Annotated in this window: 31 protein-coding genes and 1 pseudogene; 27 read left to right on the forward strand and 5 right to left on the reverse strand. The window is 41.8% G+C overall.

Annotated elements, in window-relative coordinates:
- Positions 1-207: 207 nt before the first annotated feature.
- The 7 genes from rfbB (at position 208) to K1I94_RS02025 (ending at position 7983) form a co-directional block, all read left to right on the forward strand.
- Positions 208-1254, forward strand: coding sequence for a dTDP-glucose 4,6-dehydratase (gene rfbB / locus K1I94_RS01995; protein ID WP_002906330.1), 1047 nt, complete (start codon positions 208-210; stop codon positions 1252-1254).
- 203 nt (positions 1255-1457) lie between these two features.
- Positions 1458-2057 (forward strand): hypothetical protein, encoded by a 600-nt coding sequence (locus K1I94_RS02000; protein ID WP_002914914.1) that lies wholly within the window; start codon positions 1458-1460, stop codon positions 2055-2057.
- 90 nt (positions 2058-2147) lie between these two features.
- The gene (locus tag K1I94_RS02005) at positions 2148-3008 is read left to right on the forward strand and encodes a GNAT family N-acetyltransferase (RefSeq protein ID WP_223314240.1); all 861 of its coding nucleotides are present in this window, start codon (positions 2148-2150) and stop codon (positions 3006-3008) included.
- 64 nt (positions 3009-3072) lie between these two features.
- Complete coding sequence (locus K1I94_RS02010) at positions 3073-3705, forward strand: copper homeostasis protein CutC (RefSeq protein ID WP_223314241.1); 633 nt, start codon at positions 3073-3075, stop codon at positions 3703-3705.
- Between the two features lie 34 nt (positions 3706-3739).
- Positions 3740-4411 (forward strand): MmcQ/YjbR family DNA-binding protein, encoded by a 672-nt coding sequence (locus K1I94_RS02015; protein WP_223314242.1) that lies wholly within the window; start codon positions 3740-3742, stop codon positions 4409-4411.
- An 88-nt stretch (positions 4412-4499) separates the two neighbouring features.
- The gene (locus tag K1I94_RS02020; protein ID WP_223314243.1) at positions 4500-6242 is read left to right on the forward strand and encodes an ABC transporter ATP-binding protein; all 1743 of its coding nucleotides are present in this window, start codon (positions 4500-4502) and stop codon (positions 6240-6242) included.
- A 1-nt stretch (position 6243) separates the two neighbouring features.
- The gene (locus K1I94_RS02025) at positions 6244-7983 is read left to right on the forward strand and encodes an ABC transporter ATP-binding protein (protein WP_223314244.1); all 1740 of its coding nucleotides are present in this window, start codon (positions 6244-6246) and stop codon (positions 7981-7983) included.
- A 49-nt stretch (positions 7984-8032) separates the two neighbouring features.
- Here the strand turns inward: K1I94_RS02025 and K1I94_RS02030 are convergent, their stop codons facing one another.
- Positions 8033-9352 (reverse strand): aminotransferase-like domain-containing protein, encoded by a 1320-nt coding sequence (locus K1I94_RS02030; protein ID WP_223314245.1) that lies wholly within the window; start codon positions 9350-9352, stop codon positions 8033-8035.
- Between the two features lie 39 nt (positions 9353-9391).
- Between K1I94_RS02030 and K1I94_RS02035 the strand changes: the two genes are divergently transcribed.
- Both K1I94_RS02035 and K1I94_RS02040 read left to right on the forward strand, forming a co-directional pair.
- On the forward strand, positions 9392-10258 hold the full coding sequence (locus K1I94_RS02035) for a pyridoxamine kinase (protein WP_223314246.1): 867 nt from the start codon (positions 9392-9394) through the stop codon (positions 10256-10258).
- A complete protein-coding gene (locus K1I94_RS02040) occupies positions 10239-10805 on the forward strand; it encodes an ECF transporter S component (RefSeq protein ID WP_223314247.1) in 567 nt (188 codons plus the stop codon). Before K1I94_RS02035 ends, K1I94_RS02040 begins: the two co-directional genes overlap by 20 nt.
- A gap of 64 nt (positions 10806-10869) precedes the next feature.
- Here the strand turns inward: K1I94_RS02040 and trhA are convergent, their stop codons facing one another.
- Together trhA and K1I94_RS02050 are read right to left on the reverse strand one after the other, a co-directional pair.
- Complete coding sequence (trhA, locus tag K1I94_RS02045) at positions 10870-11517, reverse strand: PAQR family membrane homeostasis protein TrhA (RefSeq protein WP_002913457.1); 648 nt, start codon at positions 11515-11517, stop codon at positions 10870-10872.
- The gene (locus K1I94_RS02050) at positions 11501-11962 is read right to left on the reverse strand and encodes a DUF1836 domain-containing protein (RefSeq protein ID WP_223314248.1); all 462 of its coding nucleotides are present in this window, start codon (positions 11960-11962) and stop codon (positions 11501-11503) included. The genes trhA and K1I94_RS02050 overlap by 17 nt, the downstream gene beginning before the upstream one ends.
- Positions 11963-12091: 129 nt before the next feature.
- Between K1I94_RS02050 and K1I94_RS02055 the strand changes: the two genes are divergently transcribed.
- The 9 genes from K1I94_RS02055 (at position 12092) to K1I94_RS02095 (ending at position 17688) form a co-directional block, all read left to right on the forward strand.
- On the forward strand, positions 12092-12676 hold the full coding sequence (locus tag K1I94_RS02055) for a VanZ family protein (protein ID WP_125337115.1): 585 nt from the start codon (positions 12092-12094) through the stop codon (positions 12674-12676).
- Between the two features lie 16 nt (positions 12677-12692).
- Positions 12693-13421, forward strand: coding sequence for a peroxide stress protein YaaA (gene yaaA, locus K1I94_RS02060; RefSeq protein WP_223314249.1), 729 nt, complete (start codon positions 12693-12695; stop codon positions 13419-13421).
- A 64-nt stretch (positions 13422-13485) separates the two neighbouring features.
- Entirely contained in the window at positions 13486-13785 is a 300-nt protein-coding gene (locus K1I94_RS02065; protein ID WP_223310215.1) for a TIGR04197 family type VII secretion effector, read from the forward strand.
- A complete protein-coding gene (locus K1I94_RS02070; protein ID WP_125337125.1) occupies positions 13785-14144 on the forward strand; it encodes a hypothetical protein in 360 nt (119 codons plus the stop codon). Before K1I94_RS02065 ends, K1I94_RS02070 begins: the two co-directional genes overlap by 1 nt.
- A complete protein-coding gene (locus K1I94_RS02075; RefSeq protein ID WP_223314250.1) occupies positions 14135-15583 on the forward strand; it encodes an LXG domain-containing protein in 1449 nt (482 codons plus the stop codon). Before K1I94_RS02070 ends, K1I94_RS02075 begins: the two co-directional genes overlap by 10 nt.
- A 33-nt stretch (positions 15584-15616) precedes the next feature.
- A complete protein-coding gene (locus tag K1I94_RS02080) occupies positions 15617-16171 on the forward strand; it encodes an ABC transporter permease (RefSeq protein ID WP_125337129.1) in 555 nt (184 codons plus the stop codon).
- Positions 16172-16272: 101 nt separating this feature from the next.
- On the forward strand, positions 16273-16815 hold the full coding sequence (locus K1I94_RS02085) for a hypothetical protein (protein WP_125337131.1): 543 nt from the start codon (positions 16273-16275) through the stop codon (positions 16813-16815).
- Complete coding sequence (locus tag K1I94_RS02090) at positions 16812-17357, forward strand: hypothetical protein (protein WP_125337133.1); 546 nt, start codon at positions 16812-16814, stop codon at positions 17355-17357. The genes K1I94_RS02085 and K1I94_RS02090 overlap by 4 nt, the downstream gene beginning before the upstream one ends.
- Before the next feature lie 31 nt (positions 17358-17388).
- The gene (locus tag K1I94_RS02095; protein WP_125337135.1) at positions 17389-17688 is read left to right on the forward strand and encodes a DUF4176 domain-containing protein; all 300 of its coding nucleotides are present in this window, start codon (positions 17389-17391) and stop codon (positions 17686-17688) included.
- A gap of 99 nt (positions 17689-17787) precedes the next feature.
- Here K1I94_RS02095 and K1I94_RS02100 read toward each other — a convergent pair whose 3' ends face one another.
- Both K1I94_RS02100 and K1I94_RS02105 read right to left on the reverse strand, forming a co-directional pair.
- Complete coding sequence (locus tag K1I94_RS02100; RefSeq protein ID WP_002895223.1) at positions 17788-18336, reverse strand: NADPH-dependent FMN reductase; 549 nt, start codon at positions 18334-18336, stop codon at positions 17788-17790.
- Positions 18337-18421: 85 nt separating this feature from the next.
- The gene (locus K1I94_RS02105; RefSeq protein ID WP_002933417.1) at positions 18422-18868 is read right to left on the reverse strand and encodes a MarR family winged helix-turn-helix transcriptional regulator; all 447 of its coding nucleotides are present in this window, start codon (positions 18866-18868) and stop codon (positions 18422-18424) included.
- 114 nt (positions 18869-18982) lie between these two features.
- Between K1I94_RS02105 and K1I94_RS02110 the strand changes: the two genes are divergently transcribed.
- From K1I94_RS02110 to K1I94_RS02150, 9 genes and pseudogenes are all read left to right on the forward strand, one after another.
- Entirely contained in the window at positions 18983-19471 is a 489-nt protein-coding gene (locus K1I94_RS02110) for a cell wall elongation regulator TseB-like domain-containing protein (protein ID WP_223314251.1), read from the forward strand.
- Positions 19468-20649 (forward strand): pyridoxal phosphate-dependent aminotransferase, encoded by a 1182-nt coding sequence (locus K1I94_RS02115; protein WP_223314252.1) that lies wholly within the window; start codon positions 19468-19470, stop codon positions 20647-20649. Before K1I94_RS02110 ends, K1I94_RS02115 begins: the two co-directional genes overlap by 4 nt.
- Positions 20650-20900: 251 nt before the next feature.
- Entirely contained in the window at positions 20901-21374 is a 474-nt protein-coding gene (locus tag K1I94_RS02120; protein WP_223314253.1) for a hypothetical protein, read from the forward strand.
- A gap of 232 nt (positions 21375-21606) precedes the next feature.
- The gene (locus tag K1I94_RS02125; RefSeq protein WP_002895228.1) at positions 21607-22026 is read left to right on the forward strand and encodes a hypothetical protein; all 420 of its coding nucleotides are present in this window, start codon (positions 21607-21609) and stop codon (positions 22024-22026) included.
- Positions 22027-22040: 14 nt separating this feature from the next.
- Positions 22041-22634, forward strand: a complete 594-nt coding sequence (locus K1I94_RS02130) for a hypothetical protein (protein WP_223314254.1) — start codon at positions 22041-22043, stop codon at positions 22632-22634.
- Between the two features lie 9 nt (positions 22635-22643).
- The gene (locus tag K1I94_RS02135; protein WP_124765511.1) at positions 22644-22994 is read left to right on the forward strand and encodes a hypothetical protein; all 351 of its coding nucleotides are present in this window, start codon (positions 22644-22646) and stop codon (positions 22992-22994) included.
- 179 nt (positions 22995-23173) lie between these two features.
- Positions 23174-23540: pseudogene (locus K1I94_RS02140) on the forward strand (VOC family protein).
- Between the two features lie 21 nt (positions 23541-23561).
- Positions 23562-24908 (forward strand): asparagine--tRNA ligase, encoded by a 1347-nt coding sequence (asnS, locus tag K1I94_RS02145; RefSeq protein ID WP_223314255.1) that lies wholly within the window; start codon positions 23562-23564, stop codon positions 24906-24908.
- Between the two features lie 125 nt (positions 24909-25033).
- Positions 25034-26221, forward strand: coding sequence for an MFS transporter (locus K1I94_RS02150; RefSeq protein ID WP_223314256.1), 1188 nt, complete (start codon positions 25034-25036; stop codon positions 26219-26221).
- The last annotated feature ends 55 nt before the right edge of the window (positions 26222-26276 follow it).

The raw sequence follows: 26276 nt of genomic DNA on the forward strand, positions 1-26276 counted from the left end.
TGAATAGAACAAGTGTTTGAATATATTATCTATTTCTTGCTGATTATATTCTATTTTCTTATTTCTCTAGGACCATTAGGATTCATTCTGATGATGGTTCTCCTCTTTTTGTTTATTTTCTTAGCCCTTTATATAATTTCAAAATTACTATTTTTTACGAAACAAATAATTCCTTATTTTGTTTTATTATGGAGAAAAAATAAATCAATGACTGAATATAAAAAAATTATCGTGACAGGTGGAGCTGGTTTTATCGGTTCTAACTTTGTCCACTATGTTTACAATAACTTTCCAGATGTCCATGTGACAGTGCTGGACAAGCTGACTTACGCGGGTAATCGTGCCAATATTGAAGAAATTTTAGGCGACCGTGTTGAGTTGGTTGTTGGAGATATTGCTGATGCAGCCTTGGTAGATAAGCTGGCTTCCGAAGCGGATGCTATCGTTCACTATGCGGCAGAAAGCCACAATGATAACTCGCTCAATGACCCGAGTCCATTTATCCACACCAACTTCATCGGAACTTACACACTTTTGGAAGCAGCTCGTAAGTACGACATTCGTTTCCACCATGTATCGACTGACGAAGTCTATGGTGACCTGCCTCTGCGTGAAGACTTGCCAGGTCATGGAGAAGGTCCAGGTGAGAAATTTACTGCTGAAACCAAGTACAATCCAAGCTCACCTTACTCATCAACCAAGGCAGCTTCAGACTTGATCGTTAAAGCTTGGGTGCGCTCATTTGGTGTCAAAGCGACGATTTCTAACTGTTCAAACAACTATGGTCCTTACCAGCACATTGAGAAGTTCATTCCGCGCCAGATCACCAATATCTTGAGCGGTATCAAGCCAAAACTTTATGGCGAAGGTAAAAACGTTCGTGACTGGATTCATACTAATGACCATTCATCAGGTGTTTGGACAATTTTGACCAAGGGTCAAATCGGTGAAACTTACTTGATTGGTGCTGATGGTGAGAAGAACAACAAGGAAGTTCTGGAGCTGATTCTCAAGGAAATGGGTCAGCCGGCTGATGCTTATGACCATGTGACAGACCGCGCCGGCCATGACCTTCGCTATGCCATTGATGCCAGTAAGCTCCGCGATGAGCTAGGTTGGAAGCCAGAGTTTACCAACTTTGAAGCAGGTCTCAAAGAGACAATCAAGTGGTACACGGACAACCAAGATTGGTGGAAATCTGAAAAAGAAGCAGTCGAGGCTAACTATGCTAAGACTCAGGAAGTAATTAAGTAAGAATAGGCTATCTATGATGAGCCTTGTAAAACTAGCGCTATGTGATTGAGAGGTTGGGATTATCTGTCCCAGCCTTTTCTCACAGGATTGTTAGCTTTTTAATATGTTTGTTACAGAAAATTATGCAAAAATAGTGTAAAATAAGATAAATCCTTTCTGTGTTTTTGGCTAAAGGGATTTTCTCAAATTAAAGGAATACAAACATGAAAATGGTAAAAAGAGTAGTGGGAATTGCTTTGGTGCTGTTGCTTGCAGCGGTGCTGTTTCTGGTTCCTGCATCTGTTAATCAAAGTGAACAATTAAAAAATGTTCAAGGCAGTGCTTCCTGGATGAGTATTATTGAGCCGGCTTTGAGCAATGCCAATGTGACGGCACAGGGAGTCAGCACGGAGGTTTCTCTCAATAGCGTCCAGCTTAATCAAGTTCTCAAGTCTTCTCTGGCTGACTCTGAGAATCAGGAGCTGCTGAATAGTGTTTACAGTATTGAAGGCAATAAGCTGCGCATCCAGTATCCAGTCAAACTGCTCTTCATTGACAGTAAGCTGGACTTAGAGGTGGATGTGACGGTGAGAGATAATGTCTTGCACATCACAATCGATAGTGCCAAGCTGGGCTCTCTTCCTATCCCTAAATCTTGGGTGACAGGAATGCTGAAGCAACAAATGCAGGCCTCTAATTCATCTATCACGACGGAGGGAGATAGTTTCCTTCTAGCTCTGCCGCAGAGTCAATTCAGCATTAATAAAATCAGCTTCCAGAACGGTGCTGCTAAAATCCAGTTCAGCATGGGTTATGGAATCTAAAAAAGAAAACTTCATTTGAGGAGGAGTCCTTCCGAATCAAATGGAGTTTTTATACTATTATTTGAGCAATAGCATTGTGAGGGAGAAAAGATGCCTATTCCTAATATCCAGCAAGAGGAGCTGATTATTATTGATGACAATCTGCGTTTGCGGGCCTATGATGGTCAGTTTGAACTAGCCTTGGACTGGTACCAAGATCCAGATATGATTTATATGATTGATGGCAGAAGAGAGCCCTATTCGCCGGAGCGAGTTCAAAGGATGTATGATTATCTTGCTAGGCAAGGTGAAGTGTATTTTATTGAAGTATTGGAGCAGGAGTGCTGGCTGGCCATTGGGGATGTGACCTTTTGGCAAGATGATTTGCCTATTATCATTGGAAATGCGGACTACCGTAGGAAAGGAGTTGGCAAGAAAGTTCTTTCTGCTTTGATGCAGCGCGCACGCAATCTAGACTATCAGAAACTAACAGTTCAAGAAATTTATGATTTTAATCAGCCCTCTCGCAGTCTATTTGAGTCGCTTGGTTTCTATCCAACTCATGCTAGGGAGAGAGGTAGGTCCTATACACTTGATTTGACCTTGCCCATAGCGCAGATTCAGCCCAGTCAGTTCTACCTTTCACGGGAAAAGCTGGACAGGATTAGCATTGATTTTGACCAACAAGAACTTGAAGCTTTACCTGTCAAGCGCATGGATGGAAAAGTTTTCTTTACTGATGGACATAGCAGAGCCTTTAAGGCATATCAGGCTGGCCTCTCTCATATCCCCATCTATTATGATAGGGATGAGCTTAACTGGGATTTTTATCAATACTGTGTTCAGGCTTGTCAAGAAAGAGGTATCTTCTCGATAGCTGATTTACAGAACCGCATTTTGTCCAAGGAAGACTATCAGATCCATTGGCTTGATTGGTGTAAAAGAGAAGCTAGAAAATTTGATAAGAGCTGATATCGCGAAGCTCTTGTGTTATAATAGATAAAGGAAATCAATATATTAAATCAGAGGTGAGATGATGCTTTATGAATTTTGTGCGGAAAATGTAACCTTGTTAGAAAAGGCTATGAAGGCTGGAGCCCAGCGGATTGAGCTCTGTGATAATCTGGCTGTTGGTGGCACGACGCCCAGCTATGGCGTGATTCAAGCAGCAGTTGACTTAGCCAAGCTTTATGGTGCGACTGTGATGACCATGATTCGGCCACGGGGCGGTGATTTTGTTTACACTGATCTTGAAATTGAGATTATGCTGGCAGATATCCAAAAAGCCAAGGAAGCCGGCAGTCAGGGAGTGGTTTTTGGTGTCTTGACGGAGAAGAACGAAATAGATGTTCTGAAGATGCAGCGGCTGCTGGAGGCATGCAAGGGACTGGAAGTAGTCTTCCACATGGCTTTTGACTCAATCCCAGCTGAATACCAGTTTGGCGAAATGGACTGGCTGATTGAAAACGGTGTCCAGCGAATTTTGACCCACGGAGGACCTGCTAATGAGCCGATTGAGGAGCATTTTGCTTGGCTGGACGAATTAATCGAGCATGCCGCTGATCGGATTGATATCATGCCGGGTGGTGGCATTGATCTAGGTAATCGTCAGCAAATTATAGATAGTCTGGCAGTTGACCAGCTGCATGGAACTAAAATTGTATTTTAAGGAGGAGTAAGCTGCGCTAGCAGCGGCTAAGTAGATGTTGGAATTATTTGAAAAATACAAGGCTAATCCAGATAAGCTTCAGACTTACGGTTTTAAGGAGTCTGATGGAGCTTACCGTTTCTCGCAGAAGATTATGAAGGGTGACTTCCGCTTGGAAGTGACTATCAGAGATGGGAAGCTGGACTATCAGGTCTTTGACTGCGATACTGATGATGCTTATCTGCAGGTCAAGATGGAGCAGGTGACGGGGGAGTTTGTCGGTCAGGTTCGTGAAGCTTGTCAGGCAGTACTGCTGGCTATCCGTCAGCACTGTTTTGACGAGGTTGGCTTTCTCTATGAGCAGAGTAAGCGACTGCGGGATCACGCGGCTGAGGTTTATCAGGGGCAAATAGAGTACCTTTGGGAGAAGTCGTCCAGAAAGAGCTCGACTAAAGCAGGGGTTTTCCGCCATCAGGACAGTAAAAAATGGTATGGGGCTTTTCTGACCACAGACTGGTCTAAGTTTGAAGCAGAGCGAAGCGGCGCTATTGAGGTGCTAAATGTTAAGAATGACCATGTGGCGGAGCTGATTCAGAAAAAGGGGATTTACCCGGCCTTTCACATGAATAAGAAATATTGGCTCAGTCTGCCCTTGAATGATACCCTGAGCGATCAGGAAATCTTTGATTTACTGGCTGTTAGTTACCAGCTGACCAGTAAAAAATAAAATCGAAAACACAGCGCTCCAATCCGCTGTGTTTCATTTTTCCTCAAAAAACAGTATAATAAAAAGACTAGTAAGAATAGGAGAAATTATGGACCTCATTAGAAAATTAGCCTGGTTTTTTAAGTTAGAAAAGCGGCGCTATATCATCGGTATCTTGGCCTTATCCTTGGTCAGCGTCTTCAATCTGATACCGCCTAGAGTCATCGGTCAGGTTATTGACCGAATTGCTAGCAAACATCTGACTTCTCAAGAGCTGCTCTTTAATTTGCTGTTGCTGATTGCTTCAGCTTTTATCATGTATGGCCTGCGCTATGTCTGGCGCCTTTATATCTTAGGGACATCCAATAATCTGGGACGAATTCTGCGCTCTCGATTGTTCGAGCACTTTACTCACATGTCTCCCTCTTTTTATCAGAAATACCGTACAGGGGATTTGATGGCTCATGCGACCAACGATATCAATGCAGTTGTTAGTCTGGCTGGTGGTGGAGTCATGTCAGCTGTGGATGCTTCTATTACAGCCTTGGTGACCCTGCTGACCATGTTTTTCGTTTTGGACTGGCGGCTGACCTTGATTGCCATTGTGCCCATGCCTTTCTTGTCGTGGGGCACGGGCTTGATTGGTCGAAAAAATCATGAAAGTTTTAAGGCTGCTCAAGAGGCATTTTCGGATTTGAACAATAAGGTTCAGGAGAGTGTTTCAGGGATTCGAGTGACCAAGTCCTTTGGCTATCAGGAGGCGGAGACTCAGTCTTTTGCCAAGACAAATCAAGAAGTCTACGAAAAAAATGTTTTGGCTGCCAAGTACGATTCTCTTTTTGACCCCTTGGTTTTGCTTTTTATCGGTCTTTCTTATGTTTTGACCTTGATTTTCGGTGGAATTTTTATCTCCCAAGGGCAGTTTACCATAGGAGAGTTGGTTACTTTTATCACTTATCTGGATATGCTGGTTTGGCCGCTGCAGGCTACAGGCTATCTTTTTAACATCGGCCAGCGAGGTGCTGTTTCCTATGAACGGATTGAGAAACTGCTGGCTCAGGAGTCAGATGTCAAGGAAGCTGAACAGCCTCTTTCTCATGCGGAAAATGGTCGATTGGATTATGACATTCAGAAATTTGCTTATGCAGAGGAGACTAGTTTATCGGATATTCATTTTTCCATTGAGCAGGGACAGACACTGGGAATCGTCGGACAGACGGGCTCAGGGAAGACCACTCTTCTGCGCTTGCTGCTGCGGGAGCAGGATATTCAGGAGGGGGCTATCTATCTGAATGGCCATGATATCCGGGAGTACCGCCTCAAAGACTTGCGCCGTCTTATCGGCTATGTACCACAGGAACAGATGCTCTTTGCTCTGTCCATTCGGGACAATATCCGCTTTGCTAATCCCCAGCTGACAGATAGCCAGGTTCTAGCTGCCGCTCAACTATGCGGTGTGTATGAGGATATTCAGGCTATGCCAGAGGGGCTGGATACAGTTGTTGGTGAGCGGGGCTTGTCCTTATCTGGCGGGCAGAAGCAGCGCTTGGCAATGAGTCGGGCTATTATTACCAATCCTGAAATTCTGATTTTGGATGATTCCCTGTCGGCTGTCGATGCTAAGACAGAGCATCTGATTTTAGAAAATCTAAAGTCGGAGCGTGCTGGCAAGACAACCATCATCACAGCTCATCGGCTGTCAGCCTTGGTGCATGCAGACCTGATTTTGGTTATGGAAGAGGGACGTATCAAGGAGCGGGGTACTCACCAAGAGCTATTGGAGCAAGAGGGCTGGTATGCCCAGACATACCATAATCAGCAGCTAGCAGAAAGCTTGAAGGAGAAAGATTAACATGAAAAAGAAAGCGACTTTTCATCGCCTCCTAGGCTATATGTGGCGCTACAGGATAGTGAGCAGCATGGCTTTGACCTTCATCCTGCTGACGACTCTGGTTACAACGGCATTGCCGCTTCTGGCTCGCTATTTTATTGATCAGTTTATTGGCCGCAATCAAGCCTGGGCTGGCCTGCCTTTGCTGGCTCTTTACTATGGCCTTTTCCTCTTGCGGGTACTTTTTACCTTCTTGGGAAAGTATTTCTTTGCGCGTGTGGCTCAAAGCGTGGTTCGGGACTTGCGACAGGAAAGCTTTGCCAATATCCAGCGTCTGCAAATGGCTTATTTTGATCGAACGCCAGCTGGTGCTATCGTTTCCCGCCTGACTAATGATACTCAGGCAGTAGCAGATATGTTCAGTGAGATTTTTTCTAATTTTTTGAGTTCCTTGCTGATTTTAGTTGTTACTTTGAGCGCTATGTTTGCCCTCAACTGGCAATTGACCCTGATGATCGCTCTCTTTTTGCCTTTGATGGCAGCCTCTATCTTGCTCTATCAGCATCTATCCAATCGTCAGCTGAAGCAGATCCGGAATAAGCTCAGCGATTTAAATGTCAAGCTATCTGAGAGTATTGAAGGGATGCGGATTATTCAGGCTTTTGGGCAAGAGAAGCGCTTGCTGCGGGAATTTGAAGAAATCAACGGTCAGCATTTAGGCTTTACCAATCGCTATCTCAATATCAACAGTCTCTTTCTGAGGCCGGCCATGTCTCTGCTGAAAATCTTGGCTTATGGAGTGATTCTGACTTACTTTGGCTTGACTTGGCAAGTGGCGGGAATTACGGCAGGTATTATGTATGCCTTTATCCAGTATGTTAATCAGCTTTTTAATCCTTTGATTGATGTCATGCAGAATTACTCTGTTTTACAGACATCTATGGTTGCTGCGGAGCGGGTTTTTGAAATCATGGACCGCACTGACTACGAGCCTGAGCAGGCTAACCAAGACTTGCAAATCCAAGATGGCAGCATCGAATTCAAGCATGTTTCCTTTTCTTATGATGGAAAGCGAGATGTTTTGCGGGATATCTCCTTTTCTGTCAAAAAAGGCCAGACAATTGCCTTTGTGGGTTCGACTGGCTCTGGCAAGTCCTCGATTATCAATCTCTTTCTGCGTTTTTATGAGTTTGAGCGGGGACAAATTTTGATTGATGGCCGTGACATTAAAGACTTTAGTCAGGAGGAGCTGCGGCGAAAGATTGGTCTTGTTTTACAGGATCCCTTCCTTTATCACGGTACCGTTGCTTCCAATATTCAGCTTTACCAAGAGCAGCTGACACGAGAAGAAATTATAGAAGCGGCTAAGTTTGTAGATGCTCATGGCTTTATCAGTCAGCTCCCTCAAGGCTATGATGCCCCTGTGACTGAGCGGGGAGCGACTTTTTCCAGCGGTCAACGGCAGCTTTTAGCCTTTGCCAGAACCATCGCTACTAAGCCTAAAATCTTGATTTTGGATGAGGCGACAGCCAATATTGATTCGGAGACAGAGGAGTTGATTCAAGCCTCACTGAGAAAAATGCGGCGGGGGCGGACAACCATTGCCATTGCCCACCGTCTGTCTACCATTCAGGATGCTGACTGCATCTATGTCTTAGACAAGGGCCGCATTATCGAATCTGGCAGCCACGAAGAATTGTTAGCACAGGATGGAACCTATAAGAAAATGTACCAACTGCAGGCTGGGATGATGGAGTCTTGAAAAGCCTGATTATAAGTGAAAGGTGTAGAATTCATTTGGAATTCTACACCTATTTTAAATAGTCTTTTAGTTTCTCTACATTTTCTTCTAAGTTATCATAAGGCAGCTTAGCATACTGGTAAGGACAGCTAGCAAGGTAACTCTGTTCAAAGAAGTCAAGCGGCAGGCTGCTGTGTTTGAGAGCACTGACGGAAGAAAGTGACCTCAAGTCTAACAGAATGCCATCCTTGGTCAGATAGCTGGATAGTGGAAGCTGAGCTTGTTCTAGCAGTGTCTGCGCCTTTCTTGCTTCCTCTTCTTGAAGCTGCAGCAGCGCCAGCCTATTTTTTTCAAACATGAGACTGTCGATATAGAGCGATAGAGCCTTTTGCATGATGAGGTTGCTGTCATAGTCCACGGCGCTTTTGTAAGCGATAAAGGTCTTTTGAATCTGGGGCGGAAGGAGCAGGGCAGTAATCCTCAGGGCAGGGAAAAGGCTGGTAGAAAAGGACTTGATGTAGATGACCCGCTGGCTATTGTCTAGATAATGAAAGGTTAGCTCCCGCCGGCTATCAAAGTCTGATAGGTAGTCATCTTCTACGATATAGACATCATAGAGCTGTGCCAGCCGAAGAATCTCTTCCTTTTCCTGCCGACTGTAAGAGTGACCCAAGGGATAGTGAAAACGAGGAATAGTGTAGAAAAACTTAATCTTTCCGCTTTGAAAAATCTTCTCAAGTTCTTGCAGATTGATTCCTTGCGGAGTCCTTTCAATGGTTTCATAAGGAAGCTTTTGCGCTAGCAGAAGATCATTAATCCGATGGTAGGTTGGCTGCTCCACCAAGATACGCTCTTTTTTATTAGGGAATTCAATCTGTGAAAGGATATAGAGAGCTTGCTGGGTGCCGGAAGTCAGTACCAACTGATCCCTAGAAGCATAGACAGCAGAGTCCAGCATCAGTTTTTGAACAGAGCGACGCAGATCCTCCAGTCCTTCCTGCTGAGGGTAATAGTTGAAGAGATAATTTTCCCTACCGATCAGAGTTTCATTTACACAGAGTCGGAAATCCTCATAGGCTTGGTGACGGTCATCCCTCACAGGCAGCTCCAAATCCTGCTTTTCTTCCTGAGCATTCTCCAGCACATAGTAGCCGCTTTTGGGAACGGCATAGATGTACTTCTGATATTTGAGCTCAATCAGAGCCTTTTGTGCGGTATCCTTGCTACAGTGATAATGCTCTGCCAGCTTGCGGACAGAAGGAATTTTCTGACCAGTTGCCAATTTTCCTTCTTTAATATTCTTAGTAATCTTATCAACGATGCGTTGGTATTTTGCTTTAACCATGAAACTGTCCCCATACAGATTTGATTTTTTCATATTGTAACTCATTTTCAGATATTTTACAATAGAGAGCAAGTAGGAGGAGTCATGAAAACAAAAACAGTTATTCTGGCCACAGATATTTCTGGCTTAGGTAAGGTTGCTGCAACAGCTGCCCTGCCGCTCTTTGCAATTTGCCAGCTAGAGGTGGCTCTCTTGCCAACCATGATTTTGTCGTCCCATACAGGCGGTTTTCCAGACGTCTATATAGATGATTACACGCATGGGATGCTTGCTTTTTTGAAACAATGGCAGAGCCTAGAGTTCGACTTTTCAGCTCTGGTAACAGGATATTTGAAATCAGACATACAGGTGGAAAATTTGCTGCGCTTTAAAGAGGAAAAAAGCTTGCCCCTTATCGTGGATCCTATCATGGGGGACAAGGGGACTTTTTATCAGGGATTTTCAGATGCCCATCTAGACCATATACGTCGCCTCTGCCAACATGCCGATTTGGTTCTGCCCAATTTGACGGAAGCCTGTTTGTTGTTGGAAGAACCCTACGAAGAGAGTTTATCAGAAGATAGATGGGAGGACTTCAGCAAGCGTTTGGCTGAGTTAGGACCGAGCAAGGTCTTGCTAACTGGCTTGCCCATGAAAGAAAATCAGATTGGTGTGGCCTATTTTGATGTAGTAACAGAAGAGTTTAACCTCTTTTCTAGTCCAGCTCTGCCCCAGCAATTTTTTGGAACGGGTGATATACTGACGACACTTGTAGCTGCGGCTTTTGTTCAAGGGGTCGACATCAAGCAAGCCCTGCCTGTGATTTTGAAGTTTATTGAAAAGAGCTTGGCACTTAGCTTTAAAGAGCAAATAGATCCAAAGGAGGGCGTTTTTTACCAGCCCTATCTAGGAGAGCTTTTTGCTGATTTTCAAGCCTTAATGGAGGATAAAGATGAAAAAACAAACACTTGATTTGCAAACCTTAACCATGATTAGTTTATTTGCTGCTTTGATTTTTCTGAGCATTCAGTTTTTCAAAATTCCAGTCGGAGCTCAGTTTATTCACTTTGGAAATGCACTGGTGGTAGTGGGCTGTCTGATTTTTGGCAGTAAACTCGGTTTTTTAGCGGCTGCCATTGGACTGGGAATATTTGACTTGTTAAATGGTTATGCGGCCGAAATCCCAATTATCTTGTTAGAAGCACTTGCGGTGGCCGCGGTGATTCATTTTCTATATGAAGGACTCTTTCAGAGAAAGGAACGACTAAGAAATATTCTTGTGACAGCAGTAGCAGCAGCTTTGGTGAAAATTGTGCTCAATATCTTCAAGTACACTCTGACAGGAACACTGTTTGGCGGGAGTAGTTTACCAGCAGCCTTTTTACTGGCAGTAGCTGAGATTACTGGTACATTTGGCTCCAGTCTAGCGACAGTCATCGCTGTCCCAATCTTATATCCAATCTTTAAGCAAGTCAGAAAAGCGCACAAGCAAAGAAGTCCTCTGGAAAAGCAAGAATGAATCAATAATCAGCATAAACAAAGAAACCGTCTGAGAATTATCAGACGGTTTTTGTGTTTTTCTATTACATAAAATAAACGATAGCAAGATATTGCAGGGCAGAAGCCGCTAGAATGAAAAGGTGCCAAATCATATGGAAGTAGGGCTTCTTTTGAGCATAGAAGCCGGCTCCTACAGTATAGCAGAGGCCACCGGCCAGCATGAGCCCCCAGAAGACAGGTCCGGTTTGACCGATAATCTGCGGAATGATAAAGACTACCAGCCAGCCCATAATCAAATAGAGAGCCAAACTGAATTTTTCATTGACCTTCTTAGCGAAAATCTTATAAAGAATGCCAAAGATGGTCGTGCCCCACTGGATAGCAATGATGAGATAGCCAAACCAGTTATTCATCAGCGACAGCACGACAGGCGTGTAGCTGCCAGCGATGGCGATGTAAATCATGGAGTGGTCGATAATGCGCAAGATATATTTGTGGGTCGAGCCATAGGACATAGAATGGTAGACAGTTGAAGAGAGAAACATGAGAAAGAGGCTGATAACAAAGATAGAAGTTCCGATAGCAGCCACCAACCCGTGCCCTTCATAGCTATAAATGGCTGAGATAGGCAGCAGAATCAGCATCAGAACAGCCCCTACCGCATGGGTAACAGCGTTGGCAATTTCCTCTCCGAAGGATAGTTTTTTGCTGAGTTTAAGCGCGTAGTTCAAGGTTTTCTTCCTCCTCATTTGGTACTTGGATTAGGGATAAGGTCTTCTGATAGAGTTTGACCGTCTGGCAGGCTGTGGAAATGATGGGTGCCACCTCTAGCTTGCTGCCGTTCATATAGTCAACGAAGTCATCATAAAGCTCTCGGGAATCTGCTGATTTATGCAGCATATTTAAAGTAGCTGAGATTTCCTGGATAGAAAAGACCGTTTTTAAGGTCGTAATGGCAATCAAGCGAGCTACTTGGCGGCGTTGATATTTTTTCTTGACCGGCTTGGCAATATAGCCGTGCTTGACATAGTTGTTAATCATAGAAGCGGTCAGTCCTTTGTCAGCGGCTGAAATAGAAGAGCCACAGACATTGTTTACATAGAGCAGAACTTGGTCTAAATATAGATCTAGTTCTGGTATTTCGTCCCACTTGGGAAAAACTTGTTGAGCGTTCAAATCTTTATCACTTTCTTATCTAGTCTTTATAACTAGATGATAACATCTCTGCAAATCAAAGTCAAGCAAAAAATAGAATGTCCCATTGAAATTTGATATAATTTTAAAAAGAAGAAAGGGAGGTTTCAGATGAAAAAACAAACAATCTTTGATATGGCAGCCTTCCTAGGCAGTCTGATTTTCTGGTCTTGGCTCTATATGCGCTTTTTTTATGCCTACGTAGCCGTCGTCTTTTACAAGAATCAGCCAGAGTGGAACCTGCTGATACCAGCTTCTATCATCCTGACTCTGACAGCTATTAGCTCGCTTTTTATACGTGGCCTCTATAGTCGGCACATTCCTCGTTGGCAGATGGTGGCTAGTTACACACTTTATTTTATTATTTTGTTTTATGCTCTCTTTTTGAAGAATATCGGTAAGCAGGGCTTCAGTCTGGACCTGCAGTCTTTTACCTATAATTGGATCTATGGAGATAAGCTGGTACCGACCATGAACATCATTATGTTCATTCCGCTGGGCTTTCTCTGCAAGTTGTCATGGAGGCATGTGGCTTATTTTACCTTGGCTATCGGTCTGGTTGAGGGGAGCCAGTATCTCTTTCACCTGGGCATTTTTGACTTGGGTGATATCTTGACTAATCTGCTAGGCTTCATCATCGGCAGCTATCTACTAAAGACAGCCTTAGGCAAATGGGTTGTCCGCCATATTCACTAAATGAAAGAAGGAAACTATGAAAATTCTTATCCCAACTGCTAAAGAGTTGAATCTAACTGTTCCATCTGCAATCCCGAATCTAGCTTCAGCACAAATTCAGGCTGTGTTGGATGAGTTGGCAACCATGTCAGTAGCTGACTTGGCATCTTTTTATAAAATTTCCCCAGAAAGAGCGGAGGTAGAGTGGCGAGCCATTCAGGCTCTGCGAGATGGAACTGCGCAGCATGCTCCAGCACTTTATCTATTTGATGGCCTTATGTACCGCCATATCAAGAGGCAGGACTATACCAAGGAGGAAAGTCAGTATATCAAGAAGCATCTTGCTATCACATCAGCGCTTTACGGTGTCATCCCAGCCCTGGAGCCCATAGCGCCCCATCGCTTGGACTTTATGATGCCGCTTAAACTAGATGGGAAGAGTCTCAAGGCATTTTGGAAAGAAGCTTATGACCAGGCTCTGGCAGAAGATGAGGTGATTTTCTCCCTCCTGTCCAGCGAGTTTGAAACAGTCTTTTCCAAGGAAACCCGCCAGCGCATGATAGGTTTCAAGTTTCTGGAAGACCGAGGCGGCAATTTGAAAGTCCATTCGACCATTTCTAAAAAAGCACGTGGCGAGTTTTTAACAGCTCTAATAACTAACCAAGTGACAGAAGTCGAACAAATGAAGAAATTAAGCTTTGCTGGCTTCACTTATCAACCTGATCTATCTAGTGAACAAGAGCTGGTTTATGTCAAGGAAGTGTGAAAAGGAAAAATTGGTTCTTGTAACGTTTTTGTAATATTTCCGTGATAAAATTGTTATAAAATAAATGAAGTTTCTAAGGAGTTTTAGAACTATGGGAAAAATTAAGTCGAGTACTATCTCTGCTCAGAATGCTATCAGTGAATTGGTTGGGGTAGATACAAGCGACAGGCAAAATCAACAGGTAGAGTTTAGCTATACTACAGAGATTGCTGGGATGGAAGCAGGCCGTCAAGCATGCAATCAAATGCTGCAGGCTGTCAGTGACTTTAGTGCAGCTGTCCTAGTTCAGGCTAATAAATTTCCTGATATAGCTTATAAAATTGAAAAGCGTGATGTAGAGCAGGCGCAACGTTGGAGCAACTGATGATAAAAGATAAAAATCAAGAAAAACGCGAGCAATTACATAAGCAAATCATTCAGCTTGAGAATCAAGAAGAAGATCTTTTAGTTCTCAAAAGGCGTTATGAAGAGAAGGTAATGGATTTTCGTACAGATATTTGGACGATGAATGCCCAAATAGAAAATTTGATAGACCCCGTATCAGAGACTAGTTCTACCAATCGTAAAATATGGGAAGAAAACCAAGCCTTGCAGCAAACAATTGACAGCTACGTAGAGCAGGAGTTGGACAATGTTTCCAAACAAACAAGGAAAGTTCAACAAAAATTAGATGAAAATCGAGAAAAATTGACGAAAGAAAGGAACTCTTTACCATGGGAGTAAAGTACAGTGCGTCAGAGTCTTCACAGCTGATGGAGGCTATGTCTAGTAATATTCAAGTAGCCAATGAGGTGACAGACCGATTGTCTCAGGGATGTGACCACCTAATAGCTACCCTAGACTCAGGAGAACTCATGGGAGCTGCCTATACAGCAGGGAAAGGCCTCTTTTCAGAGATTATCATTCCTGCCATTAAGAAGCTACAGGCTGCAGTGGACGACATTCAAACGGAGTTAAATTCATACAGAGCTGCAGATGCTCAGGTAGCTGAGTACGGAAACCTTGACCTAGATCAGCTGAAGAAGACAAAAGAGTTGAGAGAGCAGCAGCTAGCCTCTGTCAAAAAGGCTATTGAAGCCAAAGAATCTTTCTTAGAGCGTATGAAGTCTATTGCTACATTTAATATCGTTTCTCACATGCAGTCTCTGGTGATTCTTTCTAGTGCAGAATCGCAAATTGAATCACAAATCAAAGAATTGGAAGAGAAGATTGAAAAGCTTGAGTTCTTTGTCGCTCAAGTTTCTCAATATTTCAGCGATAGTCTAGAAGTTCTTCGTCTAGCTATCCAAGGAGCCAGCCAGCTAAGCCAAGTCCTAGTTGATAGTGATGGTAATCACTATGTTGATGGTGTGGACATGAGCTGGGTCAAGAAGATGACAGAACAGAAGATTGAGAGCATAAAATATGATTCTTCTAAGAATGCTAAGTATTTGGCCAAAGAATATGGAAATACTTTGAATAAGATAGAAAAAGCGACAACTATTACTGAAAAGAAATCTGCAGTAGAAGAATTTTTAAATAAGAATTTTCCAAATCTAGATGAAGAGGTACGGAGTAATCTAATTAGTGAGATTACAGAAGGAGTTGATAAACAGTTAGCTAACAATCCGACTGTGATCAAAAATTTACAGAAAGCTGGCCTTACCTGGGAGATGATTAAACAACTTAAGGCCTATTCACTTGGTTTAGATAGTCCAAATGTAGGCATTGGGTCAAATTTTGTAACAACAACAACTGAAGTTGTTGAGACTGCAAATGGACCTGAACTACAAACTAATTCCACTATCTTTGGTGGATTGCTTTCTAGAGGCGTTAACGCTGCTTTAGTTGCTTGGGACTATCAAAGTCAGATTGATGATGGAGCTGACATTGAGGATGCGGCTCTTAAAACGGCGGGACATTTCGGTATAGGACTGGGAGCTGGTAAAATTGGAGCTGCAATTGGCACAATGTTTTTCCCAGGACCGGGCAGTGTAGCAGGTTTTGTAACTGCTTTTGTAATAGGTACTGCTATAAGTGCGGCAACTAACAAGGATTTTGATAATGTTTATGATAAGCATATAGAACCTATTGTTGAAGATGCAAAAAACTATTTACTAGATCCTAAGAAAGAAAATTCAGGTTCCAAAGGATACTTGGATAAAATAGGTCTCCAGCAGTAGCTTAATTTATTTAGAATAGAAAGGTATTGAAAAATGAAGAAAACGAAATCTATGGTTATCATAGGCGGCTTTCAAGGTCGAAATATCTTTTATGATGTGAAAAGAAAAAAAGTATATTCTAATAAAGTCAATGAGAGAGTTTTTCCTAATCTCAGGTGGTTAGTAATATCCTTTGGAATTCTAGGAAATGCTTTTCTCATTCAAGTAAACAATATAAAATTTGAATCCCCTATTTTAAGAGTAATTGTTTTGTGTGCGACTCTTATTCTTATATCTTTGGTTTGTCAATTTGGATTTAAAGATGAGTATTTAGGTCAAAACGTTGAAGCATTTAATCCGAAATTATATGAACATGTAGGTTGGAAGAATTTTTTAGAAGAAGAAAGAAAGCGAGTAAATATTCTACTTGTTACATTTGTAGTAAGTGCTTTATTAGCTGCTTTTCAAATTAGAGAATACTTGAACGATCCTACTATGATAAACTTAGTAAAAGTTTTTATCTTTTATTTTATATTTTATATGGCAATAGCCAAAAGCAATTTTATGAAAAGAATGGCGGCAATAAAGCAATTGATAAAAAATAAATAAAGAGCTTTAGCTTATAATCTATGAATCAAGGTAATGTATGACCAATTACTTACTGAATGGAAGTGCTATGATTATGAACCGTCGCCACTTGGATGAAATCAATGAATAAGAATGTATTTTGGTTGGGTAATTTCAGAGATAAAAATATTTTTTATGATAGAAAAACTGGGCAACTATACTCTATAGATAAGAAAGAAGAGAAAGCTACTAATCTCACTTGGGCTATTCTGCCTGCTTCCTTTCTTTTACGAAATATTTATTCAGAAGCAACAGCAACTCAGGTTGCCAGTGTGCCTATCAGAATATTTATTTTGTGTTCGACTGTTCTCTGCGTTTTAGTTTTGATAATATTTGTTCTAAGAAATATTAGAAAAGGAACTATGAAAAATTTTAATCAGAAACTATATTTTGACTGGCCTAATTTTCTTTATAACCAACAAACACAATGTAAAGGAATATTGTTTTTTGGGACTATACTATTTTTTACGTCAATTAAATTTATAATTGATTATTATTTTTCAGGAAGCTTCCTTTCTTTTATGGGTATAATTGGTTTTCTCCCGGCATCTGGGCTCATGTTAATAGGAAATAGACCGTTAGAGAAATTGATTATACTTAAAAGGTTGGAAAAGCAATTGAAATGAAGAAAAAAGATTATTTAACCGAACTCTTAGCTTTTCAGGGTAGAAACTATTATTTTGACCCAAAAACTAATAAAATCTATGTCAATGTAGATAGACCAACATTCCATCTGGATCTCACGAATTATGTTCCTGCAGCTAGCATTCTGCTGCTACATGGATTTACATCTGTTTCGAATAGCCAGTTTTCCTTCTTGTGGAAGTTGATTTCTCTAGTATTGGGTTATATTATTCTTGGGTATTTAGTAGAATTACTCGTGAGAACAAAGAAGGAACTGTCATTTAAAGAGTTTCGCTTTGAAACGCTTCCCATTAAGGACGAATTTTTATATATTTTTAGTCGAAATGTATATGCGAAGCTTGTATTCGGTTTGTTTTTTACCTTTTTTGCAATTTATCATGCAACTGAGTATCTAAGCAGAGGTGTCTATGTCTCTTATTTGTTAAGTGATATTGGCTTCTTGATTGTTTATTTTTGTCTCATAAGATCCCATTTATTCAAACAGATAAAAGTTCTAAAAAGATTAAAAAAGAAGAATACTTAGAATTCGAGAAGATTTTTAAAGGAGGTTTCTAATGACTGAGCTACTACCGATAGGGAGTGTTGTCCAACTTAAAAATGGACAAGTAAAAATTATGATTATTAACCGTTATCCTCTTTATGATAATAAGGGTGAAATTGGTTATTTAGACTATTCCGGTTGTGTATATCCTTTTGGTATGACGGATAATCAAGCTTGCTTTTTTAACCAAGAAGATATTGAAAAAATTTGGTTTGAGGGGTATATAGATGAATCAGAAGAGGAAATGCAAGTAACGATAGAAGATAAATTATCTCAAATTCCTTATCCTAAATATTCTTTAGCTGATTTATAATACCTGTTCCTGTCAGTAAAGTATTCTAAAACCCCTCGCAATTATTTGCGGGGGTTTAGTGTCTTATAAGTTTTCTTTTCTTTTTATAATCTTCTCTTTTTAGTTAAGGGCTGCTAAAAGAGCATCAGCCTGTGCTGAGAGTTCAGCAAGTTTGTCTTCTGCGACAGTCAGTTGACCAGTTCCCCATGCTTCTGGGTTGATACCAACACCTGTGAATGGTTCTACCACGTTCATACGGATGAATGGCAGCAGGCTGCGGTAGTGCTTGAATACTTCATCTGGTGATGTGCCGTTAGCTACAGATGAAACAGTAACAACCTTAGCATTCAGAGCAGATGGACCAGTTGGGTCTGACAGATCCAAAGCGCGTGAAGCCCAGTCCAAGAGGTTTTTCACTACTCCTGGAATAGCCCAGTTGTAGACAGGTGAGAAAATCCAGATGGCATCAGCGGCCAAAATTTCTTCACGAACCTTAGCGACAGCAGCTGGAGCAGGACTTTCGATGTCTTGGTTGAAGAATGGTACATCTTTGTAATCAAGATATGAAACTTCTGCCTTACCAGCCAAAGCTTTTTCAGCTTGCTCAGCCAATTGGTGGTTGAAAGAACCTTGACGAAGCGAGCCGACGATGAATAATACTTTAGACATTGCATTGTCTCCTTTTTTATAAAATAAAGAGATATTTCTCTTGTTACAATATATGTTACAACATTAATCACTAGTTAGCAATTATTTAGCTCAATTTTTTGAAATTTTTTAAAATACGAATCAAATCCTGCTTATCGTCTTCTTCGAGAATGGACAGAGCTTGCTGAATATTTTTAATATGATCAGGCAGGGCGGCTTCAATTTTAGCTCTGCCTTGTTTCGTCAAGCCAATCAAAAAAGCCCGGCGGTCATTTGGGTCGCAGGTGCGGACAATCCAGCCGTCGCGTTCCATATTTTTGATGACGACAGTCATGTTGCCAGAAGTAGCCAAAATACGGTCAATCAGGTCCTGAATACGCAGCTCTCCTTTGCTGTATAGGGTTTCTAAGACGGAAAACTGAGTAGGAGTCAAATCATGCTTTTTAAAAATTTGGGCTTCAATGGCACGGATAGTTCTTTCTGCCTTATGAAAGACAATCATGGTTTTCAAATCAAGCAGAGTTTCTTTGCTTAAATCGTCTGTAATCTTCATAACAATATTTTACCAATAAATAGTATCATATGCAAGGATATTGCTTTAGAATTATGAGAATATTCTCATCAAAAAAAGATAGAAAAATAGGAGTATTTGTAGTATAATGACGGAGTGAAATATAAAAATAGAAATAAAGCCAGTTTTCCAATTTGGCAATACCTTATCGGTATTTTTATCGTTCTCAGCGTTCTTGTGTTTTCATTTTTTGCTGTTTTGCAAGTATCCATGCAGCCGAGACAGTCGGCTAAGGAAGCAAGCAGCCGCTTGGCCAAAGAATATGCAAATCTTGAAAAAGTTGACTCATTTGCCATCTACAATGGGCAGGAATCCTACTACAGTCTGCTTGGCAAGACCAGTAAGGGTGTCGAAAAAGCTGTTTTGATTGCAAAAGATACCAATGAGATACGGGTCTATCGATTGGACCAAGGTGTCAGTCAGTCTAAAGCAGAGAGCATTGCCAAGGAAAATGGAGCAGGAACTATTGATAAGGTGACCATGGGCTATTTTAAAGATCAGCCCATCTGGGAAGTCAAGTCGGGAGGCACCTACTACCTGATTGGTTTTGAAAGCGGACAGTTGGTCAGCAAGGAGGGACTATGAAATTATCAAATCGTGTCTTAAAGATGGAAGAAAGCGTGACTTTAGCAACAGCAGCGCGTGCAAAGGCTTTGAAAGCGCAGGGGCGGGATATTCTATCTCTGACTCTGGGGGAGCCAGATTTTCCGACGCCTAAGAACATCCGAGATGCGGCTGTATCTACCATTGAGGATGGGCGTGCTAGCTTTTATACGGTGACTAGCGGTTTGCCAGAGCTAAAAGAAGCTGTAGTAGAGTATTTTGCCAACTATTACGGCTACACCATCCAGCCGAATCAAGTGACGGTGGCAACCGGAGCTAAATTCTCCCTCTATACCTTCTTTATGAGTGTGCTTGATCCAGGTGATGAAGCTATCATTCCGACGCCTTATTGGGTCAGCTATGGCGACCAGATTAAGATGGCCGAGGGGATTCCTGTTTTTGTCCAAGCCACTGAGGAGAATAATTTCAAGGTAACGGTGGAACAGTTAGAAGCTGCTCGTACTGACAAGACCAAGGTCTTAGTTTTGAACTCGCCGTCCAATCCGACGGGTATGATTTATACAGCGGATGAACTGCGGGCGATTGGGAACTGGGCTGTAGAGCATGATATTCTGATTTTGGCAGACGACATCTATGGACGGCTGGTATATAACGGTAATACATTTACGCCAATTTCCAGTCTATCAGAGGAGATTCGCAAGCATACGGTGGTCATCAATGGTGTCTCTAAGAGCTACTCCATGACAGGCTGGCGGATTGGCTATGCAGTTGGTGAGCCAGAGATTATAGCAGCTATGAGTAAGATTGCAGGTCAGACGACTTCTAACCCAACAGCAGCGGCTCAATATGCAGCAATAGAGGCCTTGACTGGCAGTCAGGAAACGGTTGAAACCATGCGCCAGGCCTTTGAAGAACGTCTCAATACCATCTATCCTCTCTTGGCTCAAGTGCCAGGTTTTGAAGTGGTCAAGCCACAAGGTGCCTTCTATCTCTTTCCAAATGTCAAGAAAGCCATGGAAATAAAGGGATATACTGATGTGACCGAGTTTACGACAGCAATTTTAGAAGAAGTTGGCGTGGCTCTGGTGACCGGAGCAGGCTTCGGTGCTCCAGAAAATGTCCGTCTTAGCTATGCGACGGACTTGGATACGCTCAAAGAAGCTGTTCAGCGCTTGCAGCAATTTATGGAGAGTAAATAGATATCTCAATCTTACACTACTTTCAAAGTTTTATAAACAATAGATAAGGATGAACTCAGCGTTCGTCCTTTTCAATTCCCCTAAACTGTACTGGCAAATAATTCGACAAAATGGTAAAATAATATAGAATGTCATAAAATCGCTTTCATATTTTCAGGTCGAATTAAGAAGATTTTGGGCGGCAAAATAAAAGCTGGGAGTAGTTATATTATAGCTGTTAGAGCTTGCAAACAGGAGTAAAGGAGAAGGATATGAAACGACAATTAATTTTCCTATTTATGGTAGTTAGTTTGGTTTTATTGGCAGCTTGTTCTGTTGTTGATTCAGAGCAAGGGTGGACCACTATTTCCGAATCCAATGGCTATAGTCTGCAAGCCAAAGGTCATCGCTACCGTATCCAATATTATGAGAATGACTCTGCCCGAATAGACTGGTATTTGAGCAATTACCAGCCAGAACTGAGATTAAATATGAGAATCTTAGAACGCCCAACTGCTCCCGGTTCTTATACTAAGGAGGAGATATCCGGACAAGGATCTGCACGCTTTTTGATGGTTTGTAGAACTTGGGGTTCTGCAGAGGACAGTCAAAAGTTTTTAATTAAACGCGCCTATTATAAGGTTGATATTAGACTTAATAAAAAGATGGAGGTAGATACTAAGAAAAGCAGTATGGCCTACTGGAAGACGGAAGAAGAGGTAAAGGATGATCCGCCAATTGATTAAATAGCAGCTATAAATGCTAGATTAACTATGTATAAGTCACTTTCCGATAGGAATCACCAGACGACTTAAAAATTTGAGGAGTATTTAGTTGAAGACGACGGTGTTTCGGTGTATAATAAAAGAAGTCCATTTGGTCTAGCCCTGCATTCTATTGACTTGCAGTGTGTTCCTCATGGTCTTTTTACTTAAGTAATAATGGGGATGAAGATTATTTTGTACAAAAGGAGATAAAATGGGATTTATCAGAAAGGAAATAGGGGAAAGAGAGAAGAAGCTTCTCGAGGATTTTTCTATTGAAGAAAAAGAACTGGCTTTGCCATTTTTACTAGAAGATGAGAAGAGAGGAATTTTTCTCTGCGTCAAGCAATTTCGTATTGGTGAAGGGAAATATCAGGTTTTAGCCATGATGCTCGGAGGGCACTTGCTTGAATTTCGCCTAGAAGAAGAGCGGGCCGATAGATATCCAGTTCGCAATGAGGAAGATCAAAGTGTAAAAGGTCTATCAACAGAAACAATCTCCCAGCTTGTGATTCCCAAGGTTTTAAAAGGACGAGAGGACAAAATCGTAACAGTGATTCAACATGCCCTGTCGCAGATTAACCCTTATTATGATACGAAGATAAGGGAAGTAAACCACGTGGAGTACAGATAAAGAGGAGATAGGATATGGGATTATTAGAAAAGTGCTTGGATTTTTTACCGACTAGGCGGGCTGTCAGTGACATAGAAGAAGAGATGACTTGGGAGGAAGAATTTACCCCTAAAAGAGTTCACCACAAAGAAGTCAGTAGTAGTCCTCAGAAGGAGATTGAGGGAACAGCGTCTCTTCCCCAAGAAGGAAGTTGGAAGTTCGTGCACGAGATGATTTCTGAAGAAGGGGTTGAGCTTTTAAAGAAGACTGGGATTGATGATGAGCTAGTCTTTGAGACGGGCGATTGGGTCGCAGATCATGATTTGGGGATTTATCTGGTCCTTTATCGCTTTGGTGGCAGAACCAACTGGAAGAAGACTTATAAGCTAATCTTGCAAGGACAGGTGATTGAATTTAAGACCAAGACCATTTTTCATCAGCAGGATTTTTCTTATGAAGATGGGGAATTCACTAAGGGAGTGATTGTCAAAAATGTCTCCAATATGCTCCTGCCTTTGGCTTTCGAAGGTCAACAGCAGCGTGTGCTTCATATCATTCAAGCGGCTCTCTCAGCAGCTAGCCCAAGCTATGATACGGTCATTTACAGGGCGAACTTTGATTTGGTTTAGGAGGGGAAGATGATATATATTACAAAAGAAGATGTTTTGACTTGGCTGGACAAACATGAGCCAGTGGCCAATCGTCAGAAGGACATTGCGGCTTTTCATAAAGAACTGTCGTTTCGTCTGCAAAGAATGGACTTTCGACCGTCTACCAGTTCAAAAGATCCGCAGAGAGATGTTTGTGAAGACCCTGACCAAGAGCTGACTGTAGCCTTTACTCAGGATGGGGAGGGGAATTATGCGACGATTGACCAGAGTCCTGGAGGTCAGATTCTCAGTGATCAGCGCTTTAAGATGGCTTTGAAAAAAGTCTTGAACTATGATGATGACATGGTTGATCGACTGTTATATGGAACGAAAAATTAGTCCTCTTATTCAGAGAGAGTTATCCGCCAGCCTTTAGGAGGCTGGTTTTTTAATTTTTCTGAGATTTAGACTCTTCAAGGATAGCTATTGCAATCGCTTTATGGTAAAATATAGAACAGATGTCCAAAAGATTTGTCTTGAAATAAAGTGACATTTAGCAACCAATCTAGGAGGCAGATATGATTGATCATTTTGAGATAAAGGTCAGGAATCTACAAATTTCAAAAGACTTTTATACAAGTTTTCTTTCTCCTCTAGGCTACAAATTGGCTTTTAGAAGTAGTTCTCTACTCAGTTTTGTTGCTCCCAACAGCCCACATCCTGGTGAAGATTTTTGGTTGGGAGATGGAGAGCAGTCTCCGATTCACTTTGCTTTTTTGGCAGAAAACCATGAGCAGGTTCAAGCTTGTTATGAGGCTGGTTTAAAGGCAGGGGGGAAAAGACAACGGTGCGCCAAATTATCGGGGGAACCTTTCATCATATTATGCAGCCTTTGTCTTGGATCCAGATGGTAATAATGTCGAGGCAGTCTGTCATAAAGAATAAAAAATAGAAAAGAGAAAAAACGTGTCAAAGAAAATCGTAACAATTATTGATGTGAAAAATTATGTTGGTCAAGAAGTGACTATCGGTGCTTGGGTTGCCAATAAGTCAGGTAAGGGTAAGATTGCCTTCTTGCAGTTGCGCGATGGCTCTGCCTTTTTCCAAGGGGTGGCCTTCAAGCCTAACTTTATCGAGAAATTTGGCGAAGAAGAAGGATTGGCGAAGTTTGATACGATTAAAAAGCTTAGCCAAGAAACTTCTGTCTATGTGACAGGGATTGTCAAGGAAGATGAGCGCTCAAAATTTGGCTATGAGCTAGACATTACAGACATCGAAATCATCGGTGAGTCAAATGACTATCCAATTACGCCAAAAGAACATGGCACGGACTTCCTCATGGACAACCGTCACTTGTGGCTGCGTTCTCGTAAGCAAGTTGCCATGATGCAGATCCGCAATGCCATCATCTACGCTACCTATGAATTCTTTGACAAGAATGGCTTTATGAAGTTTGACAGCCCAATCTTGTCAGGAAATGCAGCAGAAGACTCAACTGAGCTCTTTGAAACAGACTACTTCGGAACTCCAGCTTACTTGAGCCAATCTGGTCAGCTTTATCTGGAAGCAGGTGCCATGGCTCTTGGTCGTGTCTTTGACTTCGGTCCTGTATTCCGTGCCGAAAAATCAAAAACCCGTCGTCATTTGACTGAGTTCTGGATGATGGATGCAGAGTATTCATACTTGACGCATGATGAGTCACTCGACTTGCAAGAAGCTTATGTTAAAGCCTTGATCCAAGGTGTTCTTGACCGCGCTCCTCAAGCTTTGGAAACACTGGAACGCGATGTAGAACTTTTGAAACGCTATATTGCAGAGCCTTTCAAGCGTGTTAGCTATGATGAAGCGATTGACCTCTTGCAAGCGCATGAAAATGATGAGGATGCTGATTATGAGCATCTGGAACATGGTGATGACTTTGGTTCACCGCATGAAACATGGATTTCAAACCACTTTGGTGTACCAACCTTTGTCGTTAACTACCCAGCAGCCATCAAGGCTTTCTATATGAAACCAGTTCCTGGAAATCCAGACCGTGTCCTCTGCGCTGACTTGCTGGCTCCAGAAGGCTACGGTGAAATCATCGGTGGTTCTATGCGTGAAGAAGACTACGACGCATTGGTCGCTAAAATGGAAGAGCTTGGTATGGATACTTCAGAATATGAATTTTACTTGGATCTTCGTAAGTATGGAACAGTTCCACACGGTGGCTTCGGTATCGGTATCGAGCGCATGGTAACCTTTGTAGCAGGAACCAAGCATATCCGTGAAGCCATTCCATTCCCACGTATGTTGCACCGTATTAAACCGTAAATCAATGAAAACGCCCATGGGGCGTTTTTTCAAAGCACTAGAAAGAAGAGGTGGAGATTATGTAACCAGCGGATTAACAAGTGATAAAGGATAGAAATTAAAAAACACTTGTTAAAGGAGAAAAAATGTTTAAAAGAAGTTATCGGAAAAATATCGGTCTTATGGCCGGAGTAGAATTTTTTGCTTTTCTAGGCATTACTAGTTTTTGGATTTTATTTCTAAGTCAAAACGGCATGTCCCTTTGGCAGATTGGCCTTTTGGAAAGTATTTTTCATGCGACCAGCGTTATTTGTGAAATTCCTTCTGGGATGTTGGCGGATCGCTTTTCCTACAAGACTAATCTGTATCTGAGCCGGATAGCTGGGATTGTGTCTTCTGTTCTCATGTTAGCTGGGCAGGGAAATTTTTTGGTTTATGCACTGGCTATGGTGATTAGTGCTTGGTCCTATAACTTTGATTCGGGGACAAGTGCGGCCATGGTTTATGATTCATCTGTGGAGGCCGGCCTCAAGGAACATTATTTATCCATCTCCAGTTTTATGTCTGGGGTGGCTGAGGCGACTCGGTCTTTGGGAACGGTCTGGGCTGGATTTTTTGTCCACGGACAATTGCATCTGACCTACTATATCATGATTGGTACCTCTATCATCGTTCTTTTCTTGACCTGGATGCTGAAAGAACCTAGTGTCAAAGCAGAGAAAGCGGAACGTCTGACCATGAAAAAGATTATCTGGGCTGTCAAAGAGGAGTTGCAGAGAAATCCCAGCCTTTTTATCTGGATGATTCTGTCCCAAATCATTGGAACACTGATGTGTATGTTTTATTTTTATTATCAAAATCAATTGCCTGACTTAAAAGATTGGCAGATTTCGGTAGTCATGCTAATTGGCAGTGCTTTGAATATCTTAGCGGTCTATCTGGCGAGTATGATTGGAAAGAAGTTTTCTGCCTTGAAACTTTTTCCTTCAGTGGTTCTTCTAACTGGAGCAAGCTACCTGCTGTCCTATTTTGGAACACCAGTCATCTATATTTTGATTTATCTAATCAGCAACGCCTTGTATGCACTCTTTCAGCCGATTTTTGACAATGATTTACAAAAGCAGCTGCCAAGTGAAGTACGGGCGACCATGCTTAGTGTCTACTCTATGATGTTCAGTCTGAGTATGATTGTCATTTTCCCTGTGACGGGCTGGTTGATTGATCACTTTGGCTTCAATTGGACTTTTATAGCTTTGGGTAGCTTCTTATTTGCTGTAACTCCATTTTTACATTTAGGATTAAAGAAAATAAGCCAGAACTTACAAGAAGTCTAATATCAATGTTCTCTTTCTGCTGGTCAGAAGGAGAATATTTTTTACCCTTTGAAAA

The organism is Streptococcus sanguinis (assembly GCF_019929145.1).
In the GTDB taxonomy this organism is placed as follows: domain Bacteria; phylum Bacillota; class Bacilli; order Lactobacillales; family Streptococcaceae; genus Streptococcus; species Streptococcus sanguinis_U.

Coding starts and splice junctions, on each gene's coding strand:
- rfbB (WP_002906330.1), top strand. CDS start 208: ATGACTGAATATAAAAAAATTATCGTGACAGGTGGAGCTGGTTTTATC.
- K1I94_RS02000 (WP_002914914.1), top strand. CDS start 1,458: ATGAAAATGGTAAAAAGAGTAGTGGGAATTGCTTTGGTGCTGTTGCTT.
- K1I94_RS02005 (WP_223314240.1), top strand. CDS start 2,148: ATGCCTATTCCTAATATCCAGCAAGAGGAGCTGATTATTATTGATGAC.
- K1I94_RS02010 (WP_223314241.1), top strand. CDS start 3,073: ATGCTTTATGAATTTTGTGCGGAAAATGTAACCTTGTTAGAAAAGGCT.
- K1I94_RS02015 (WP_223314242.1), top strand. CDS start 3,740: ATGTTGGAATTATTTGAAAAATACAAGGCTAATCCAGATAAGCTTCAG.
- K1I94_RS02020 (WP_223314243.1), top strand. CDS start 4,500: ATGGACCTCATTAGAAAATTAGCCTGGTTTTTTAAGTTAGAAAAGCGG.
- K1I94_RS02025 (WP_223314244.1), top strand. CDS start 6,244: ATGAAAAAGAAAGCGACTTTTCATCGCCTCCTAGGCTATATGTGGCGC.
- K1I94_RS02030 (WP_223314245.1), bottom strand. CDS start 9,352: ATGAGTTACAATATGAAAAAATCAAATCTGTATGGGGACAGTTTCATG.
- K1I94_RS02035 (WP_223314246.1), top strand. CDS start 9,392: ATGAAAACAAAAACAGTTATTCTGGCCACAGATATTTCTGGCTTAGGT.
- K1I94_RS02040 (WP_223314247.1), top strand. CDS start 10,239: ATGAAAAAACAAACACTTGATTTGCAAACCTTAACCATGATTAGTTTA.
- K1I94_RS02055 (WP_125337115.1), top strand. CDS start 12,092: ATGAAAAAACAAACAATCTTTGATATGGCAGCCTTCCTAGGCAGTCTG.
- yaaA (WP_223314249.1), top strand. CDS start 12,693: ATGAAAATTCTTATCCCAACTGCTAAAGAGTTGAATCTAACTGTTCCA.
- K1I94_RS02065 (WP_223310215.1), top strand. CDS start 13,486: ATGAAGTTTCTAAGGAGTTTTAGAACTATGGGAAAAATTAAGTCGAGT.
- K1I94_RS02070 (WP_125337125.1), top strand. CDS start 13,785: ATGATAAAAGATAAAAATCAAGAAAAACGCGAGCAATTACATAAGCAA.
- K1I94_RS02075 (WP_223314250.1), top strand. CDS start 14,135: ATGGGAGTAAAGTACAGTGCGTCAGAGTCTTCACAGCTGATGGAGGCT.
- K1I94_RS02080 (WP_125337129.1), top strand. CDS start 15,617: ATGAAGAAAACGAAATCTATGGTTATCATAGGCGGCTTTCAAGGTCGA.
- K1I94_RS02085 (WP_125337131.1), top strand. CDS start 16,273: ATGAATAAGAATGTATTTTGGTTGGGTAATTTCAGAGATAAAAATATT.
- K1I94_RS02090 (WP_125337133.1), top strand. CDS start 16,812: ATGAAGAAAAAAGATTATTTAACCGAACTCTTAGCTTTTCAGGGTAGA.
- K1I94_RS02095 (WP_125337135.1), top strand. CDS start 17,389: ATGACTGAGCTACTACCGATAGGGAGTGTTGTCCAACTTAAAAATGGA.
- K1I94_RS02100 (WP_002895223.1), bottom strand. CDS start 18,336: ATGTCTAAAGTATTATTCATCGTCGGCTCGCTTCGTCAAGGTTCTTTC.
- K1I94_RS02105 (WP_002933417.1), bottom strand. CDS start 18,868: ATGAAGATTACAGACGATTTAAGCAAAGAAACTCTGCTTGATTTGAAA.
- K1I94_RS02115 (WP_223314252.1), top strand. CDS start 19,468: ATGAAATTATCAAATCGTGTCTTAAAGATGGAAGAAAGCGTGACTTTA.
- K1I94_RS02120 (WP_223314253.1), top strand. CDS start 20,901: ATGAAACGACAATTAATTTTCCTATTTATGGTAGTTAGTTTGGTTTTA.
- K1I94_RS02125 (WP_002895228.1), top strand. CDS start 21,607: ATGGGATTTATCAGAAAGGAAATAGGGGAAAGAGAGAAGAAGCTTCTC.
- K1I94_RS02130 (WP_223314254.1), top strand. CDS start 22,041: ATGGGATTATTAGAAAAGTGCTTGGATTTTTTACCGACTAGGCGGGCT.
- K1I94_RS02135 (WP_124765511.1), top strand. CDS start 22,644: ATGATATATATTACAAAAGAAGATGTTTTGACTTGGCTGGACAAACAT.
- K1I94_RS02150 (WP_223314256.1), top strand. CDS start 25,034: ATGTTTAAAAGAAGTTATCGGAAAAATATCGGTCTTATGGCCGGAGTA.